This window comes from Parashewanella sp. 2210YD4-3 (genome assembly GCF_056591735.1).
This window is the reverse complement of sequence record NZ_JBWQOG010000007.1, coordinates 236,588-255,817: the sequence shown is the minus strand read 5'-3', so window position 1 is coordinate 255,817 and position 19,230 is coordinate 236,588. Positions and strand designations below refer to the sequence as shown.

9 protein-coding genes are annotated in these 19,230 nt (G+C 41.5%); 5 read left to right on the top strand and 4 right to left on the bottom strand.

Annotated features, from left to right (window positions below):
• Positions 1 to 48 precede the first annotated feature (48 nt).
• Both AC1EU0_RS12570 and AC1EU0_RS12565 read right to left on the bottom strand, forming a co-directional pair.
• A complete protein-coding gene (locus AC1EU0_RS12570; RefSeq protein ID WP_480302805.1) occupies positions 49 to 570 on the bottom strand; it encodes a DUF2165 family protein in 522 nt (173 codons plus the stop codon).
• Between the two features lie 107 nt (positions 571 to 677).
• Complete coding sequence (locus AC1EU0_RS12565) at positions 678 to 1,802, bottom strand: hypothetical protein (protein ID WP_480302804.1); 1,125 nt, start codon at positions 1,800 to 1,802, stop codon at positions 678 to 680.
• A gap of 166 nt (positions 1,803 to 1,968) precedes the next feature.
• On the opposite strand from AC1EU0_RS12565, the gene AC1EU0_RS12560 reads away from it, so the two are divergent.
• Positions 1,969 to 2,205 carry a hypothetical protein gene (locus AC1EU0_RS12560; protein ID WP_480302803.1) on the top strand — a complete coding sequence of 79 codons (237 nt, stop codon included), beginning with the start codon at positions 1,969 to 1,971 and terminating at the stop codon, positions 2,203 to 2,205.
• 10 nt (positions 2,206 to 2,215) lie between these two features.
• Here the strand turns inward: AC1EU0_RS12560 and AC1EU0_RS12555 are convergent, their stop codons facing one another.
• Positions 2,216 to 3,055: a hypothetical protein gene (locus AC1EU0_RS12555; protein WP_480302802.1), complete on the bottom strand. Its 840-nt coding sequence runs from the start codon at positions 3,053 to 3,055 to the stop codon at positions 2,216 to 2,218.
• 116 nt (positions 3,056 to 3,171) lie between these two features.
• Positions 3,172 to 3,924: a 4'-phosphopantetheinyl transferase family protein gene (locus AC1EU0_RS12550; protein WP_480302801.1), complete on the bottom strand. Its 753-nt coding sequence runs from the start codon at positions 3,922 to 3,924 to the stop codon at positions 3,172 to 3,174.
• Between the two features lie 137 nt (positions 3,925 to 4,061).
• Between AC1EU0_RS12550 and AC1EU0_RS12545 the strand changes: the two genes are divergently transcribed.
• From AC1EU0_RS12545 to AC1EU0_RS12530, 4 genes are read left to right on the top strand one after another with little or no spacing between them, the layout of a single operon-like run.
• Complete coding sequence (locus tag AC1EU0_RS12545; protein ID WP_480302800.1) at positions 4,062 to 4,868, top strand: helix-turn-helix domain-containing protein; 807 nt, start codon at positions 4,062 to 4,064, stop codon at positions 4,866 to 4,868.
• Positions 4,865 to 12,046 (top strand): beta-ketoacyl synthase N-terminal-like domain-containing protein, encoded by a 7,182-nt coding sequence (locus tag AC1EU0_RS12540; RefSeq protein ID WP_480302799.1) that lies wholly within the window; start codon positions 4,865 to 4,867, stop codon positions 12,044 to 12,046. The genes AC1EU0_RS12545 and AC1EU0_RS12540 overlap by 4 nt, the downstream gene beginning before the upstream one ends.
• Positions 12,043 to 13,446, top strand: a complete 1,404-nt coding sequence (locus AC1EU0_RS12535; protein ID WP_480302798.1) for a PfaB family protein — start codon at positions 12,043 to 12,045, stop codon at positions 13,444 to 13,446. Before AC1EU0_RS12540 ends, AC1EU0_RS12535 begins: the two co-directional genes overlap by 4 nt.
• Entirely contained in the window at positions 13,446 to 19,079 is a 5,634-nt protein-coding gene (locus AC1EU0_RS12530; protein ID WP_480302797.1) for a hotdog fold thioesterase, read from the top strand. Before AC1EU0_RS12535 ends, AC1EU0_RS12530 begins: the two co-directional genes overlap by 1 nt.
• Positions 19,080 to 19,230: the final 151 nt, after the last annotated feature.

Below are 19,230 nucleotides of genomic sequence, written 5' to 3'. Positions count from 1 at the left end.
TATACACTACTCAACGGCATTGAATATCGTACCATTCGATGCCGCTATTTAAAGGTCACCCCATTCTTTCGGAGAAGGAATGATTACGTAAATCATCACTAATAAGATAAACGCGGAAAACGTATAAGCTTTCATTTGAGCATTGGCTGTACTCGCCCACATTTGAAACCACTCACTTCCCACTACGGCAAAGCTAAAATACCAAATAAACAGGGCTATTGTTGACCCTATTAAAAATATAGCCTGACCTTTAGCAAAGGTTGCTCGGGCCTCTTTAAGCCCTTTAAACATAAACAACACACCTAAAGAAATAACAGCACCCGCAATGATTTCTAAAATGATAATGAACCAATAAGCCGCTAGCAATAAAGTATGATTAGTTATTGCTCTATCAAATAATTGTTTGCCAGCAAACCATGGTTGCATGGAATCCATTGACAAAACGTGTACTACAAATTGATAGTTGGTATTAAAATCGACGATATTGTTATAACCGACAATTAAACAAAACATCCCGATATACCCAGATAATGTGAACTTAGATAAACGGTGAATCAAACCTGCATTCATGTGTGATATCCATTCAGAAATTATCTTCAATGGATAGTTGGAATAGTCAAAAAAATCAAGTTACCGATTGCTCGGTTATACATTTTTGTTATATATTCGAAATAAATTTATTTTCTGTGTTTATGAAAATCTTGCACAACAGTAGCTTTTATTTCCATCGCCCCTAGTTGTTGATTATCACTATTAAATGCATCAAGAACGTTAAATGAATGCATAAGATTGACTAGTTGCGGTAAACTCACATCATCAGAATAGTCAAGTCCATTTTCTTCCAAGTACTCTTCCAATATACGGACATTAATCTCGAATTTTCGACTGCCTCGTCGACTACCCCCCCCTTTAGCTTGCAATATTTCTTTCAAATTGTGCTCATTTATATAAAGGTTAGACGCCAATGCTTTTGTCTCGTTATTTGCACTATCCATAAATTGATAAGCATGAGCTCTAGCTTTATTAAAATTATTATAAGGCATTTGATATTCCTCAACTCGCGCAAAAACCAGATTATTGTCATCTTCATCAGCTTGTTTTATTCGAAGCTGAGTTTCTTGTGGTATTGGTTTAGCTTTTGAGAACCAACTTATTGCTGATGCAGCAGTGTCAGATACCATGCCGAAAAACTTTTTCGCTTTATCCACTACTTCAAAGTTAGACTCAGTCTTACTGCTCAATGCTGTCGGAGTAACCTCAGGCTTGGCAGATTTAACTTTGCCTGATGTATGTGTTTGAGGGGAAGCTTTATATCTATTTAATCCTCCAGCTTGCACAGTTGTCTTATCAATTTTTACTCTTGCTCCCTGACTATTTGCCTCATGGAAATCTAACATTTGAATTGCACCCTGTAGTGCAGAAGTCTCTTCCCTCGCCTTACTTTCATCTTTTTTTACTGGATATCCATTAAGCTTATGAGCAGCTTCTTCTTTTAAAGAATTAACTTTGCCTGATGTATTTGTTTGAGGGGAAGCTTTATATCCATTTAATCCTTCAGCTTGCACAGTTGTCTTATCAATTTCTACACTTGCTCTTGCTCCCTGACTATCTGCTTCATGGAAATCTAACATTTGAATTGCACCCTGTAGTGCAGAAGTCTCTTTCCTCGCCATATTTTCATCTTGCTTTACTAGATATCCATTAAGTTTATGAGCAGCTTCTTCTTTTAAAGAATTGTCTTCACCCACTACTGATTGTGGTGCAACTTTTGGCGTAGATCTACCGACAGTAGAGCCTGACATAACACTTTCCTCATTAAAGCCTGAACTAAATAAAATTATTGAGCCTATAGAAAAAAATAGCACATAGCTCAATAACTTATTAAATGTAAGAAGTTAAATATTGCTCACATAGAGTTAATATGAGTGCTCTTTAATGGTAGAAAAAAAGACAAGTATTGTGAAAAATATGGAATTATTAGAGATAGAATTTAGAATGGCTGAAACAGTGGGTTATGCAACATTCGGTTTGCTAGCAAGCTACAACTTCTCTGAAGCTCTATCGTTCAATCTAAATGCGAAAAATTTATTGGATAAAGAGTATGTAATGTTCAGTAGAGTGAAAGGTCATAAGGCTAATTCAGATCTATCTTACAACACTTCTCCAGGACGCAACGTTAATATTAACCTTAACTATAAGTTTTAATTTTTTAGTGTTATGGCCTGCTAAGCGCAGGCCATTGAAGCCTGTGACGTACCAATGTACCAACAACATTTTTTGTAGTTACTTTCCTTATGTCATCTGCAGTTAGTTGGTATCGGGGTACCCCATTACACTTCTTACTTTCATTAACTAGCACTCGACATAAACCAGAACGAGAAACTGATAGCCAAGTAGGGGCTAATGGCCATTTGGGGTTGGGTAAAGCCACCTGAATCACATTCCTATGATTAAGCATAATACCCGAGAAAGGACATATACATGGGCCTTCGACTGAATTCAAAGAAGTATTATTCAAAGACCCATTAATACTCTCTTCTGCAATAGGGACCTCTTTAATTGCTTTTAACAATGCTTGTGTTTCCATATCACGTGTAACAGGTTGAAAAATATTAGATTCCACTTCATCATGTGAAATAAACTTTTCTCTACTTGAAAAGTCAGAATATCCGTCACAAACGTCACCTAAAGCTTGTTCAGGTTGTCCACCACTATGAACCGAATTAATACTTGTAACCCTATTAAACACATACTTGCCAACTTCTAAGTCTTCTGTTTTTTTAACTGGAAAAATATTTTCATCATTCATAGCAAGACTTAATTTAGATGCTTCACTTTTGATTAAGCACCTATACTGTTGTCTGCACTTTTCAAAAAGAAAAATTTTGAAGGGCTGCTGTTGGTCAGCTAGCGTGAATTGCCATTGTTTATTAACGAAATCATAGCTTTCAACAACATACTTCTGTCCATTGTACTCAACATGTGATGGTATATGTTCAGTCTGACTGAAAGCTTCAAATACCACTTCTCTTAGATTTTGAGAAACACCAAACATTGACATAACATTTAATTACTTCAGCTTGAACTATTGCTCGAATTATATACAAAATTAAATTGCTGTTTGATAAATTATCTTTAACCATGAATTCACGACTCATTTAGGGCATTGGATTACAAGCCGACACTAAGCGCAAATCGAAAATCATTATCAACTCTGCCGAGGTAACAGGACCAATCCATTTTTTTTAATAGTGATTCATTATGTACAATGACGGGAACCGAGGAAAAATCATTTGCTTCACAATAGCCTGACAAGTCAAAGCTAAAGCTAGTTAAATCAGTGGCCAACCCCTTCCCTGTTGCTTTAATATAAGATTCTTTACACGCCCATAAATCAAAAAAACGTTGTCTTTTATCTGCTTCGCTAGTTAAAGAATTCAGTTGTTCTAACTCAAAAGCAGAAAAGTAACGCTTGGCAATCGCCATTACATCAGTGTTTGGCCTTTCACGTTCAATGTCTACTCCCATTAAAAGCTCTGATTCACTTACAGCTCGATGAGTTACACCAATCAAGAGCCAATCACCACTATGGCTTAGGTTAAATTCAAGATGTTGATCGACGCTCGGCTGGTTTTGAATAAAAGGTTTGCCATGCTTTAATTTTTCAAAATGCCATTGCCCAGGCTTAACCTCAGCAATTTGATGACGTTGAGAATATTCTGATAGTAGCTCCCTTAAATTCCCCCTCACCCATAGAGCTTGTTGTTGCATGCTAAAAGAACGAAAACCGCTAACTCTCTCTAACTCTTGATCGGTTAATAGCGCTTTATAAGCGAGCTGCTGAGAAACTGACATAGAAGACTTTTTTAAAAAGTGTAATTCTATTTTTGCCGATGTTTTGCCAGTTTCTATGTCCTTTTGCATGTTTTTGTCCCACATGATTGTATCGAAGCTCAAGCTAAGGTAATCTTCACTTTTCTAAATTCAAGAAGTGTATTTTATCGCTTCTTAAACTTTTTGTCCCAAGAGTTTATTACTTGAAATAGCAGGGCTAAAGCTAAATGACGTCACGTCAACGACACGGAAATGCGACTACTACCCCTGAAATGAGGAAGTTTATTCAAACCTCAGATCTTACTGTGTCTGAGCTGGCTAAGATCCTCAACATCAGCCAAGCCACAGTTAGAAAGTGGCGTAATCGCAAGAACATTGAAGATGGAGATCATACTCCACATCATCTTAACACCACGCTTTCTGCAGCTGATGAATACGTAGTGGTTGGTTTGAGAGTACTGCTTAAGCTGTCATTAGATAAGCTTTTAAAAATCACTCAAGAATTTATCAACCCAAATGTTTCGCGTTCTGGGCTTGCTCGTTGTCTAAAACGTTATGGCTTTTCACGTGGTGACGAACCTGACCTAAATGATGTTCCTGAACCTTTTTTTAATGCCCTACCTGTTGTGCAAGGTTCAGACATTAGCCGTTTCACCCTTAATGCTGAAACCTTAGCTGAAACCCTAAATTTACCCAGTGCAGATGGTGACACAGTGGTTCAAGTGATGGCATTTAGCGTCCCTGACAGCATAACGAAAGGCAAGCCGACCTCAGTATTTATTGGTACCGATAGCCAAAGCGATTGGGTATATATTGATATTTATCAAGACAACGAAACGGCAGCTTCAAATCGCTATATCAGTTACGTACTTGAGCAAGGGCCATTTCATTTACGCAAACTATTAGTAAAAAACTATCAATCTTTTTTAGCTCGTTTTCCCAATGCCGATACTCGTGTTGTGCCTAAGATGCCGAATCAAAACACCAATTCCGAGCGCGCTAAAGCCAGTTTATTTTCCGGAGACTCAGTATGAGCCAAACATCCACACACGATCAGCAGCAAGATAAGCGGCTAAACCGTCGACTCAAAGACACGCCTATTGCCATTGTCGGCATGGCGAGCATTTTTGCCGATTCTCGATACTTAGATGAATTTTGGGATTTAATCAGCGATAAAGTTGACGCAATTTCCGACGTACCAGATACCCACTGGAATGCGTCTGACTATTTCGATAGCAACAAATCCACGCCAGACAAAATTTACTGCAAGCGTGGTGGCTTCATGCCAGAAGTTGATTTCAACCCGATGGAGTTTGGCTTACCACCTAATATTCTGGAACTAACGGACAGCTCACAATTGCTTTCTCTAGTCGTTGCCAAAGAAGTATTAGCCGATGCAAAACTTGGGAAAGATTACGACAGAGATCGTATTGGGATTACCCTTGGTATAGGTGGCGGTCAACAGATCAGCCAAAGCATGAATGCTCGACTGCAATACCCTGTTCTCCGTAAAGTGTTTAAAAACAGTGGCATCAGCGATGAAGATGCCGAAATGCTGATCCAAAAAGTTCAAGATCAATATGTACCTTGGGAAGAAAACTCATTCCCAGGTTCATTAGGTAACGTGATTGCAGGTCGTATTGCTAATCGCTTTAATCTTGGTGGAATGAACTGTGTGGTCGATGCCGCTTGTGCGGGTTCTCATGCCGCGATTCGTATGGCAGTGACTGAGCTAGTTGAAGGTCGCTCAGACATGATGATCACTGGTGGCGTTTGTGCCGACAACTCCCCTTATATGTACATGAGTTTTTCCAAAACTCCCGCCTTTACTGATCAAGAAACCATAAAACCATTTGATGCCGACTCTAACGGTATGATGATAGGTGAAGGCATTGGAATGATTGCTATAAAGCGTCTAGAAGATGCAGAGCGCGATGGCGATAGAATTTATGCCGTAATTAAAGGCGTTGGTGCTTCATCAGACGGTAAATTCAAAAGCATTTATGCACCACGCAGTGAAGGACAAGCCAAAGCATTAAAACGTGCTTATGACGATGCCGGCTTTGAACCTAAAACCGTTGGTTTGATTGAAGCTCATGGTACAGGCACCGCAGCGGGTGATGTGGCTGAATTCTTTGGATTAAGCTCTGTTTTCTCTGAAGACAATGACCAAAAACAGCATATCGCGCTTGGCTCGATAAAATCTCAAGTAGGTCATACTAAATCTACCGCTGGCACAGCAGGACTTATTAAAATGGCGCTGGCTATGCACCACAAAGTGCTGCCGCCAACCATTAGTGTTGAAAAACCGAATCCAAAATTGGATATCGAAACCAGCCCATTTTATCTGAATACTGAAACCCGCCCTTGGCTTCGTGTTGATAACACACCACGTCGTGGTGGTATTAGCTCCTTTGGTTTTGGTGGCACTAACTTCCATATAGTTTTAGAGGAATACGATACTGAACATGCTCGCGATAGCAAGTATCGTCAGCGTACAGTCGCGTCCTCACTGTTATTCAGTGCTCATAGTGTTGATGATTTAATTGATGAGCTTTTAGATGTGCAATCAAAAGAGTTTTCGCTATCTGAGTTGGCTACAAAATATCCACTGAAAGGTATTCCATCAAGACGCCCAAGATTAGGATTTGTTGCAACAAACATTGAGCAAGCTAAACAGCAAATTGAACAAGCTCTACAGCAACTAAAACAAAAATCAGATACACCATGGCAATTACCATCAGGTTTGAGCTATCGTCCAAATGCCTTAGTAAATCACAAGACTATGGTTGCCGCCCTATTCGCAGGTCAAGGCTCTCAATATGTGAACATGGCAAAAGAGCTGGCATGTAACTTCCCTGAAGCTCGTGCTGAGTTTGACTCTGCCAATGCGGTTTATACGCAAAACCAACAGCAACGCTTATCTGAGCGTGTGTTTCCTGTTCCAGCATTCAACGGTGCGGACAAAAAAGCACAGCAAGCTCAATTAACGGATACCGCTTATGCTCAATCAGCCATTGGTGCTGTGTCTATGGCGCAATTTGAGCTATTAGAGCAAGCTGGCTTTACTCCAGATATGGTCGCAGGTCACAGTTTTGGTGAATTATCGGCGCTGCGTGCCGCTGGTGTTATTAATCGTGACGATTATTACCAACTGACTTTTGCTCGTGGTAAAGCCATGGCATCTGTACCTGAAGGTAAAGATGCTGGCAGTATGATGGCGGTTATTTTGCCAACGGGTTCTGGTTCAGAATTAGAAAAGCTCAATGAATGTCTGGCTAAATTTGATGATGTAAAAGTCGCCAATGATAATTCCAGTAAACAACAAGTGATTGCTGGCGGCAGTGAATCCATTGAAGCAATTGGCCCACTATTAAAAGAGCAAGGCTTTAAAGCGATTCAGCTACCTGTTTCAGGTGCATTCCATACCGAATTAGTTTCTCATGCGCAGCAACCTTTTGCAGAGGCCATTCAAGCCGCAAAATTTAATGCTCCTCAATGTGATCTTTACAGCAATGCCACTGGCACCTTGTATGAAGATGATGCTGATGTTATTCAATCTGAATTCCAACAGCATATGCTGCAATCTGTCTGTTTCCAACAGCAAATCAAAAACATGTATCAAGATGGCGCTCGCGTATTTGTCGAGTTTGGCCCTAAAGATATTCTCAAAAAGTTAGTTACTGATAATTTAGCCAATGAGCACGATGAAATCATAGCCATCAGCATCAACCCAAACGCCAAAGGCGATAGCGATTTTCAGTTCAGAACCGCCGCGACTCAATTGGCTGTAGCAGGTATCGAACTAGAGAACATCGACCCGTATCAAGCCGAAAAAGTGAGAAGTGAACCCGCTTCCGGTATGTCAGTTAAGCTTTGTGGACACAACTACATCAGCCCTGCTACCAAGCAAAAAATGCAACAATCGTTAGAGAATGGAGCCATTAGCTCTAGTATCCAATACGTCGACCGACCAGTAGAAAAAATCGTCGAAAAAATTATTGAAAAACCTATTATTGAAAAACCTCTGGAATCAAGTGTGAACAAACCTAACTCTAAGCCTATTGCTTCCTCAACTCCATCCGCTTCAGGAAAAACGCTTGATGCTTTCTTTGCTGCTCAAGATCAGGTGGCTAAGTTACATCAACAATTTTTAGAAATCCCACAGCAATACGGCGACACTTTTGCTTCTCTTATGGCAGAGCAAGCTAAGTTAGCCAGCCAAGGGTTAGCCATTCCAGAAGCGTTACAACGTTCAATGGAAATGTTCCACCAGCACCAAAGCCAAACGCTGCAAAGCCATGAGCAATTCATGCAGCTACAAGCTAGCCAAAACCAAGCGGCGCTGGCCATGCTAAATGGTACACAGCTGCAATCTGGCAAACTGGAAATGCCTGTAGCTTCTACTGCAGTAAAACAAAATGTAGTGCAGTCAAGCGTTCAAAATCCTGTTGAAGTAAAACGCCAGACGGCTCCCGTTGTCGCGCAAACAACGGCCGAAGCAGCAATTTCGCAACCACTTCAAACGCCAATTGCTGTTAATCAGACTCAATCAACGCCTGTGGTTGAACCAATAAGTTCAGGATTAAACGCTGAACAAGTTCAGAGCACCATGCTATCAGTCGTAGCTGAAAAGACTGGCTATCCAACTGAAATGCTGGACTTAGAAATGGATATGGAAGCCGATTTAGGTATCGACTCTATCAAGCGTGTTGAAATTCTAGGTACGGTGCAAGATCAACTACCTGAACTGCCAGAGCTTAGCCCAGAAGACTTAACCGAGTGTCGAACTCTGGGAGAAATCGTTACTTACATGAATTCAAAATTGGATTCATCAGAGCCTGTTAGTTCTGCTCATGTCGCACCCACTACTACATCAAGCTTAAACGCTGAGCAAGTTCAACTCACCATGCTGTCTGTTGTCGCAGAAAAGACCGGCTACCCAACAGAAATGTTGGACTTAGGCATGGATATGGAAGCTGACTTAGGTATTGATTCCATTAAGCGTGTTGAAATTCTTGGTACGGTGCAAGATCAACTGCCAGAACTTCCTGAATTAAGCCCTGAAGATTTAGCCGAGTGTCGCACTCTGGGTGAAATCGTCACTTACATGAATTCTAAATTGGATGCATCGGCACCTATTAGCTCTGCTCCAGTAACAACTGCTGCAACATCTGGCCTAAATACAGAACAAGTTCAATCGACCATGCTTGCGGTAGTGGCAGATAAAACTGGTTACCCAACAGAGATGTTGGAACTTAGTATGGATATGGAAGCCGATTTAGGTATCGACTCTATCAAGCGTGTTGAGATACTTGGTACTGTTCAAGATCAGCTTCCAGAGCTACCAGAATTAAATCCTGAAGATTTAGCCGAGTGTCGTACACTGGGTGAAATTGTTACTTATATGAATTCAAAGCTATCTTCTTCAGCGCCAGTTGTAGAAAAACCAGTAGTTGCAACTAGCTCAAACTTAAATGCAGAACAAGTGCAATCAACCATGCTTGCTGTAGTCGCAGATAAAACGGGTTACCCAACCGAGATGCTTGAGCTAAGCATGGATATGGAAGCCGACTTAGGTATCGACTCCATCAAGCGTGTTGAAATTCTTGGTACCGTTCAAGACCAACTGCCAGATCTTCCAGAGTTAAACCCTGAAGACTTAGCCGAGTGTCGCACCTTGGGTGAAATCGTTACTTATATGAATTCAAAGTTGACGGCCACTGCTCAGTCAATTGAATTGGTAAGCCAAGCTCCAGCTGCGAACAATGAGGCAGTAAATATTGAGCTTCCGCCACACAGCGAAGTCAGCTTAAAAAAGCTGCCAGCGGCGGCTAACCCAGAATCAGCAAACACCAGCGGCTTGTTCGTCATCACTGATGATGGACAAAATGCAGGTATTCTAGCTGAAAAGCTCACCGCAAAAGGGTTAACCGTCGCTGTTGTTCATGCACCTGAAACCGTATTAACGGCACATTCACCATTAAGCAGTGATATTGCCCAATTTACGCTTTCTGAAATTAACGATAATGCGATTACTGAAACCTTAGCTACCATTCAAGAGCTAGGGAGTATCAAAGGCTTTATTCACTTGCAGCCTAAGCAAGAAGCTAATCTTGAGATAAATCTTGATAACTGCGCCTACTCCCATGTTGAACATGCGTTCTTGTGGGCCAAACATCTTCAACCTATCTTATCTCAATTAGAGCAAAGCCAATTTGTTACTGTTTCAAGAATGGACGGTGGATTTGGTTATTTAAGTGACTCACCATTTGAATTAAATCAAGCGGCACTTTCGGGATTAACTAAAACCTTATCCCATGAGTGGAACCACGTTAGCTGCAAAGCATTAGACATTGATACCAATTTAGATAATGCCGAATTTTCAAATGCCATTATTGCTGAATTGTTTGATCAAACTCAGGTAACTGAAATCGGAATCAGTGACTCTGGTCGCTTCACTTTAGTTGCCGGTGAGCAATCACAACAGTCTAACGCTGCTGACGTCACTTCATCAGATAAAATTCTGGTCACTGGTGGCGCTAAAGGTGTAACGCTGGAATGTGCGTTAAAACTAGCACAAGCCACACAAGCTCACTTCATTCTTGCAGGTCGTAGCCAACAGCTATCATATGATGAACTTCCTGCTTGGGCACATGGAAAATCAGCTAATGAACTCAAGTCAGCGGCAATTTCAGCATTAATGGTTGAAGGTAAAAAGCCAAGCCCAAAACAAATTAATGACTTGATTTGGCCGATTAAAAGTTCATTTGAAATTGACCATGCAATCCGTCGATTTGAACAGCTAGGCGCAAGTGCTGAATACCTTTCTTTAGATGTAAACAACGCCGATGCTATTTCTGAAACCTTATTGCCACTCACTGCGATAACACCTATTACGGGGTTAATTCACGGTGCTGGCGTATTGGCAGATAAGCTGATTCAAGATAAGTCATTAGAAGAACTGTCTCGTGTTTACGGCACTAAAGTGAACGGTCTAAACCAATTACTGGAAGTTTTAGAACCGTCACAGATGAAGTTGATTGCATTGTTCTCATCGGCGGCTGGATTTTATGGCAACACTGGTCAAAGCGATTACGCCATGGCGAATGAGATTTTGAATAAAACTGCCATTCAGCTAAGCCATCGTTACCCGAACTGTAAAAGCATCAGTTTCGATTGGGGACCATGGGACGGTGGCATGGTGAACTCTGCCCTTAAAAAGATGTTTACCGAACGTGGTGTATATGTGATCCCATTAGAAGCTGGAGCCCAATTGTTTTCCGATAAGATTTTATCGAAATCTTCTAGCCAGCTATTGATCGGCTCTGATATGCAAGGTAACTCAGCACACCAAGAGGACGTGCATTCAAAAAAGCCTAATGCGGATGTAATTAAGCGGGATAAAGAGATCACTCTTACATTGGATCCGCAACAACTGGGTTTTATTGAACAACATCAAATTAAAGGCCACCCTGTTCTTCCTACAGTGTGCGCCTTAGATTGGATGCTAGCGCAAGCGCAGCAGTTAACAGGTAAGTCGTGGCACATTCAACATTACCAACTGTTGAAAGGTATTGTGTTTGATAGTGCTAATCCGAAAATATTGTCATTAGGCTTTGAAAAGCAATACGATCGTATTCTGGCAACCATCGAATGTGATGGTAAACCGCAATACCAAGCTCAATTGCTAGAGAGTGATACCAAGAACCCTGTGATTGAACTGGATGGCATTTCACCAAAGAACATTGAAGCCAAAACGTTTTATCAAGATGGAACCTTATTCCATGGTGAGCAACTGCAAGGTTTAAGTCAGCTTACTCATTACGATGAGCAAGGCTTAATGGCTAAATTAGATTTACCTAGCCTAAAAGACGGTGCTGTGAATTCAGCCTTTTCACACCACCCAATTGCCGAAGATTTAATGCTTCAAGCGTTATTGGTGTGGACAAAGCTTAATTCGGGCTATTCCAGCTTGCCAGTAAGCATTGGTGAATATCAAGCTTGCTCCATTGATCCGAGTGACAAAGTCACTGAGCTAAAACTTAAGATCACCAAAGCAAGTAAACATCAAGTTGTAGCTGATATTGCTCTGGTATCTGACACAGGCTCAATTTGCAGTTTTATGAAGCAAGCCACTGTTACCATCAGTCCAAATTTGGTATTTGAGCCTTATTCAGAGCTAAGTGAGCTAGGAGCTAATAGCCTGTGACCGCAAGCTTTGATATCAAAAAATACTTAGATGTTGAGCGACCAATGCCTTTGGTCGCTGCAACTCGATTGTTTTTTATCATCACGGGTGAAACGATTGAGCAGTTGCTTACTCAAACAAAGGCGCTTTCAGCAAGTTCAAACATACTCGAAAGCATGCAGGACAATTTACTGAACTACCAAAATCAGCACCTTTTGGCATTAGTCATTCAAGCATCTAACCCAGCTCAGTTACTCGCTGAGCTGAAAGCTTTTGAACAAGCAGCATTAGATAATCAGAACAATGAAAACTGGCGTTTCTCTACTCCACGTGGCAGTTGTTTTTATTCGCAGCCGCCACAGGAAAAAGGACTCACCTTTGTCTATCCCGGTGTTGGCACCGCTTATTCCAATATGTTTTCAGGGTTACATCAGTACTTTCCAAAGCCATTTACTCAATTAGCTAAAAAGTTAGATATTAACGCCTTATTGCAAACGCAAGTATATTACTCAGAGAAGGCGCCTACAGCCACGTTAAGCCAACAAGCAATTGCTGGCGTAGGTGTTAGTTACCTATTGAGTCAATTATTGCTTGAAGAATTCAACTTACTACCAGAGTTTGCATTAGGTTACTCCATGGGCGAAACCGCCATGTGGGCAAGCCTTGGCGTGTGGCAACAACCAGAAACCTTGATTGATGCAACTGCCAATAGTGACATTTTTCAGCATCAAATTTCTGGCTCATTAACTGCGGTTAGACAGTTATGGAAGTTAAATGCGGATGATGACATAAAATGGAACAGTTTTTATATCGCAGCATCTGCTGATGAAATCAATTCGATTTTAGGGCAATTCCCGAAAGCTTACTTAGCAATCAGCCACAAAGATACCTGCATCATTGCTGGAGATGAACAAGCTTGTCGTGATCTACTCAAAGCTATTGGTAAGCGTGGAATAGCCTCAAATATGGTTACCGCCATGCACACACCAGCATCACACCTGGTAAAAGAAGATATCCAACAATTTTATAATCAACCGATTGCCGAAAAGGTGCCTGACATTCGGTTTATTTCAGCGTCTCAGTCAGCCCTATTCGATAAAATCTCAATATCTTCTGAGTCTATAGCCAGCAGTATTGCCAAGACTTTTACAAGGCCATTGAATTTTTCAGGTGTGGTTGATAAGGCAATATCTCACGGCAGTCGCATTTTTGTAGAAGTCGGCGCGGATAGACAAACTGCCACCTTAATTAATAAACAATTACAAGGTAATCAAGAATGTCACACTATTGCCTTAAATAGTAAAGGACAAGATACCGTGTCTAGTCTGTTAAATGGCATCGCCAAATTGATCAGTTTACGGGTACCGCTTTCCATCGATGCCCTCACTACCCGATTTACCCCAGTTAAGGAGAGCCACTAGTGCCTTCGAAGCCTGAATCATCTCACTCTTTGTCTTCAAAAAAGATCTCTGGAACATCACAAAAGATTGCGATTGTTGGACTAGCTGCTCGCTATCCAAACGCTCATAATGTGAAAGAGTTCTGGCAAAATTTATTAGATAAACAAGATTCAAGAACCCAGCTCACGGCTGACAAACTTAACGCTCAGCCTGTTGACTACCAAGGTCAACAAGGCGAGTCCGACCGTTTCTATTGCGATCGCGGTGGTTATGTTCAAGATTTTACGTTTGATGCTGACGGTTACCATCTACCAGCAGAGCGATTGACACATTTGGATGACGGCTTTTTATGGGCACTCGACTGTGGTCGTAAAGCACTAGCTGATGCCAATATTTCATTGGATTCAAATGCCTTATCTCGCACAGGTGTGCTGATGGGCAGCTTGTCGTTTCCAACAAAAACATCCAATGAGCTAGTGTTACCTATCTACCATCAAGCGGTAGAAAAAGGACTGCAACAAAAGTTTCAACAGCCTGATTTCAAGCTAACTCACTTCTCGAATCAATCTCAAGAACAAACCGATATAAAAACACATCTCGCAGCGGCTCACAGTGCATCCCAAGTGCTGCACCAAGCATTAGGATTAGGCGGATGCCAGCTCACTTTAGATGCTGCTTGTGCAAGTTCGGTTTACGCCGTAAAGCTGGCCTGTGATTATCTTAACTCAGGTAAAGCTGATGTGATGTTAGCGGGTGCTATGTCAGGCGCGGATCCATTTTTTATCAATATGGGCTTCTCCATTTTCCACGCTTACCCAGACAATAACTGCTCTGCTCCGTTTGATGAAAATAGCCAAGGTTTATTCGCTGGTGAAGGCGCAGGTGTTTTGGTACTAAAACGCTTAGCTGATGCTGAACGCGATGGTGACCACATTTATGGCGTTATTTCTGGTGTTGGCTTGTCTAATGATGGCAAAGGACAATTTGTATTAAGCCCGAATTCGAAAGGTCAGGTATTGGCTTTTGAACGTGCCTATGCTGATGCTCAGCTAGACCCCAAACAAGTGGAAGCCATTGAGTGCCATGCCACGGGCACACCATTGGGTGATAAGGTTGAATTGACCTCAATGGAACAATTCTTTACTGACAAATTAGACAATACCACTGCGCCAATGATTGGCTCAGCCAAGTCGAATTTGGGTCACTTGCTTACAGCTGCGGGCATGCCGGGGATCATGAAAATGATCTTCGCCATGGAGCACGAAAAACTGCCAGCAACCATAAACTTGAACCAAGCGATTACTTCACCTAACGAATTATTTTCAGGCAAACAAGTACCGACTGAAACCCAAGCTTGGCCTAAAAAGTATGAGTCAGAACAAAAGCATGCTGGTGTCTCGGTATTTGGTTTTGGTGGTTGTAATGCTCACTTGGTTTTAGAAAGTTATCAGCCCAATCAAATAAGTGAACCAGTGCATCAACCAGAGTTAAAACCTACCGAGTTTTTACCGTTACATATTTCTGGCATTGCCTCACACTTTGGTCGCTTTGATTCTATTAATGCTTGGTATCAAGGCATACAAAATAATCAAACTGGATTTACTCAACTTCCACCACTGCGCTGGAAAGGCTTGCAAAACCAGCCTGAACTGCTCGCTAATTTGGGACTAAATCAAGTTCCTCAAGGTGGATTTATTGAAGGCTTCGATTTTGATTTCTTACGTTTTAAAGTGCCGCCAAATGAAGACGACCGTTTAATCGCGCAACAATTACTATTAATTAAAGTTGCCGATGAAGCGATCCGCGATGCCAAGCTAGAAGCTGGAAGTAATGTTGCGGTATTAGTTGCAATGGAAACCGAGCCAGAGTTGCATCAATTCCGTGGTCGAGTGAATCTTCACTCTCAAATTCGAGACAGCTTGGTACAACAAGGTATTTCGCTTTCTCAAGATGAATACCAACAACTTGAAGCCATTGCTATGGATTCGGTATTAGATGCCGCCAAACTCAACCAATACACCAGCTTTATTGGTAACATTATGGCGTCTCGTATCTCATCACTATGGGACTTTAATGGTCCAGCCTTTACTATTTCAGCTGCAGAACATTCAGTAAATCGCTGCTTAGAAGTTGCCGACAACTTGATCCAACAAGATGATGTAAAAGCTGTTGTCATTGCCGCAGTTGATTTAAGTGGTAGCGCAGAACAAGTCATTCTTCACAATCAGATTCAAGCGGTTAATCTCGTACCTAATCAGAACAGTGACGGCTGGAACATTGGTGAAGGGGCTGGAGCTATTGTTTTGACTACCAATTCAGAACAATCTTACGGTCAAATCCAGAACCTCAGTTTTGATGGTGCTCTAGTGGCAGATGATTCAGTTGTAGAACACAATAAAGCCATCGAATTGACTCAAAGTCATAATAGTGCTGCACAATCTGTTGGTCATTGTTTTGCCGCATCAGGCATGGCATCAGCGTTATATGCACTACTAAAATTAATGCCAGTAAAAAACCAAGCTATCGTTACTACAGAAACAGAATCCCAACAGTCACAGCTTTTATTAAAGCAAAGTGCAAATCAATACGATCAGCTACTCACTCGTTTATCACAAAATCTAACATGGACAGATGCTAAACATTTGATAAAAACCGTCACTTTAGGCGGACGAGATATTGTGAAACATATTTGCGATACGCCTATGGAAAATCAAACTTTAATCAATCGTAAAATCTCTGATGCATTTGATCATATCGAAAACGCAGGTATACAGAGAAAGAAAGAGCCTATCTCCCAACCACAAACGGTTGTTTTACCAAACTATAGATCTACATTGTCCTCTGAAACTATGAATGATTTGCAGGCCATCGCCCATAATCAATCTTTAGCTCGTGAAGCTCATTTAGCTTACTTAAAAACTCGGCAACAAGGATTGCAACTGGCTGATTCATTACTAAAGCAGCAACAATCACTGCTACTACAAAATGATACCGTCATGCCTGCGCAGGCAGGCATCCAGAGTCTTTTGAATAATGAAGAAGAAAGTCACTGGACTCCTGCCTTTGCAGGAGTGACAGGGCAACACCCTCATTCTCTAAGCCAAATCACACCTTACACCGTACCTACACCAGAACACAAACCATGTATTTGGGATTATCACGATTTAGTTGAATACGCTGAAGGTGATATTGCGAAGGTGTTTGGTAGCGAATATGCTGTTATTGATGACTATACTCGCCGAGTACGTTTGCCGACTACGGACTACTTGCTGGTTTCTCGCGTCACTAAGCTCAATGCCGCTACCAATGAATACCAGCCAAGTACTATGACCACAGAATATGATATTCCCGTCGATGCACCGTACTTAGTTGATGGTCAGATCCCTTGGGCAGTAGCGGTTGAATCTGGTCAGTGCGATCTGATGTTGATCAGTTACTTAGGCATCGACTTTGAAAATAAAGGTGAACGGGTATACAGATTGCTCGATTGCACCCTAACCTTCTTAGGCGATTTACCTCGTGGTGGTGATACTCTGCGTTATGACATTTCCATCAACAACTTTGCTCGTAATGGCGATACCTTGCTGTTTTTCTTCTCTTACGAGTGCTTTGTCGGCGATAAGATGATCCTGAAAATGGATGGCGGTTGTGCTGGTTTCTTTACCGATCAAGAACTCGCTGACGGTAAAGGTGTAATTCGCACCGATGATGAAATTGCAACTCGAAGTGCTGCACTCTCATCCATAAACAAACCTCGTTTTGAACCATTGATTCATTGCCCACAAACTCAATTCAACTATCAACGAATTGCGAATTTATTAAGTGGCGATATAGGTAATTGCTTCGGTGGTCAGCATGCGAACTATCAAGCTCAACATGGCGTTCAACAATCTTTATGTTTTGCATCTGAAAAGTTTTTGATGATCGAGCAAGTCAATCATCTTGATATCCACGGCGGAGCTTGGGGATTAGGCTTTGTTGAAGGTGAAAAACAATTAGCACCGGATCATTGGTACTTCCCTTGCCACTTTAAAGACGACCAAGTTATGGCTGGTTCGTTAATGGCAGAAGGTTGTGGTCAGTTATTGCAATTCTTTATGCTGCATTTGGGTATGCACACTCAGGTGACTCAAGGTCGATTCCAGCCACTAAAAGGTGCATCACAAAAAGTACGTTGTCGTGGGCAGGTTCTACCACAGCATGGTACTTTGACATACCGTATGGAAGTGACGGAAATTGGTCTGCATCCTCACCCCTTTGCCAAAGCCAACATTGATATTCTACTTAATGGCAAAGTGGTGGTTGATTTCCAAAACCTTGGGGTAATGATCAAAGAAGAAGCAGATTGTACTCGTTACATCGAGCCCACTACCGAAACCCAAGTTAAATTTGGCAATAGACCAAACGCACCACTGATGGCGCAAATACCAAATCACTCAGCACCTACTAACAAGGGCGTGATCCCTATTAAACATGTGGCTGCACCATTATGCACAGACTATCCAAATATTAAGCCTGATACTCTGCCGTATACACCACATCATCTCTTTGAGTTTGCTACGGGTGATATTGAAAAGTGTTTTGGCTCAGACTTTAGTATCTATCGTGACTTGATCCCACCTCGCACTCCTTGTGGTGATTTACAGCTCACAACACGAGTGATCGATATTCAAGGTAAACGTGGTGACTTACGCAACCCTGCCTCTTGCATTGCTGAGTATGAAGTCCCAGAAGACGCTTGGTATTTTGAAAAAAATACTCACGAAAGCTTAATGCCTTATTCGGTACTAATGGAAATATCATTACAACCAAACGGCTTTATTTCAGCATGGATGGGAACAACGCTGCAATTCCCGAATGATGAACTGTTCTTCCGTAACTTGGATGGTTCAGGTGAATTATTACGTCATATCGATTTACGTGGTAAAACCATAGTGAATGATTCAAAGCTGCTTTCAACCGTAGTAGCTGGCAGTAATATTATTCAAAACTTTACCTTCGAGCTATCCGTTGATAATGAACCCTTTTATCGTGGCAGTGCCGTATTTGGTTACTTTAAAGAACAAGCACTAACCCACCAGCTTGGCTTAGACAATGGCAATGTCACTCAAGCTTGGCATCACCAAAATCAAGTTGCAGCTGATGTTGAGATCAATTTGCTTGATGATGCTTGCCCGCTGTTTATCGCACCTGATGATAAACCTCATTATCGCTTGGCTGGAGAGCAGCTTAACTTTATCGATAAAGTAGACATTGTTCGCCAAGGTGGTAAAGCTCAAAAAGGCTATTTATACGCAGAGCGTACCGTTGATGCTAGCGACTGGTTCTTTCAATTCCATTTCCATCAAGACCCAGTGATGCCGGGTTCATTAGGAGTCGAAGCCATTATTGAATTGATGCAAACTTTTGTATTGAATGAAGGGTTAGGACAAGAGTTTAGTAAACCGAAATTCGGACAGATATTATCTGATATCAAATGGAAGTATCGTGGACAAATCACCCCATTGAACAAACAAATGTCACTGGATGTTCACATCACTGATATCATCCATGAATCGAACCAAGTTATTATCAAAGGTGATGCTAACTTGAGTAAAGACGGCTTACGGATTTATGAAGTGACCGATATCGCTATTTGTGTTTATGGGGAGTAACACTAAATAAAAAACTATAATACTCGAACCAAGCCCAATTAGACTGAATAAAACTTTTACATATTAATCGTCACTCCTGCGTAGGCAGGAGTCTAGCGACTTTTGAATCGCTGATATCCAAAGTCACTGGATACCTGCCTTCGCAGGTATG

Excerpts from the sequence above, each read along its gene's own strand:
- AC1EU0_RS12545 (WP_480302800.1), top strand. The coding sequence starts at position 4,062 with ATGACGTCACGTCAACGACACGGAAATGCGACTACTACCCCTGAAATG.
- AC1EU0_RS12565 (WP_480302804.1), bottom strand. The coding sequence starts at position 1,802 with ATGTCAGGCTCTACTGTCGGTAGATCTACGCCAAAAGTTGCACCACAA.
- AC1EU0_RS12555 (WP_480302802.1), bottom strand. The coding sequence starts at position 3,055 with ATGTTTGGTGTTTCTCAAAATCTAAGAGAAGTGGTATTTGAAGCTTTC.
- AC1EU0_RS12560 (WP_480302803.1), top strand. The coding sequence starts at position 1,969 with ATGGAATTATTAGAGATAGAATTTAGAATGGCTGAAACAGTGGGTTAT.
- AC1EU0_RS12540 (WP_480302799.1), top strand. The coding sequence starts at position 4,865 with ATGAGCCAAACATCCACACACGATCAGCAGCAAGATAAGCGGCTAAAC.
- AC1EU0_RS12550 (WP_480302801.1), bottom strand. The coding sequence starts at position 3,924 with ATGCAAAAGGACATAGAAACTGGCAAAACATCGGCAAAAATAGAATTA.
- AC1EU0_RS12570 (WP_480302805.1), bottom strand. The coding sequence starts at position 570 with ATGAATGCAGGTTTGATTCACCGTTTATCTAAGTTCACATTATCTGGG.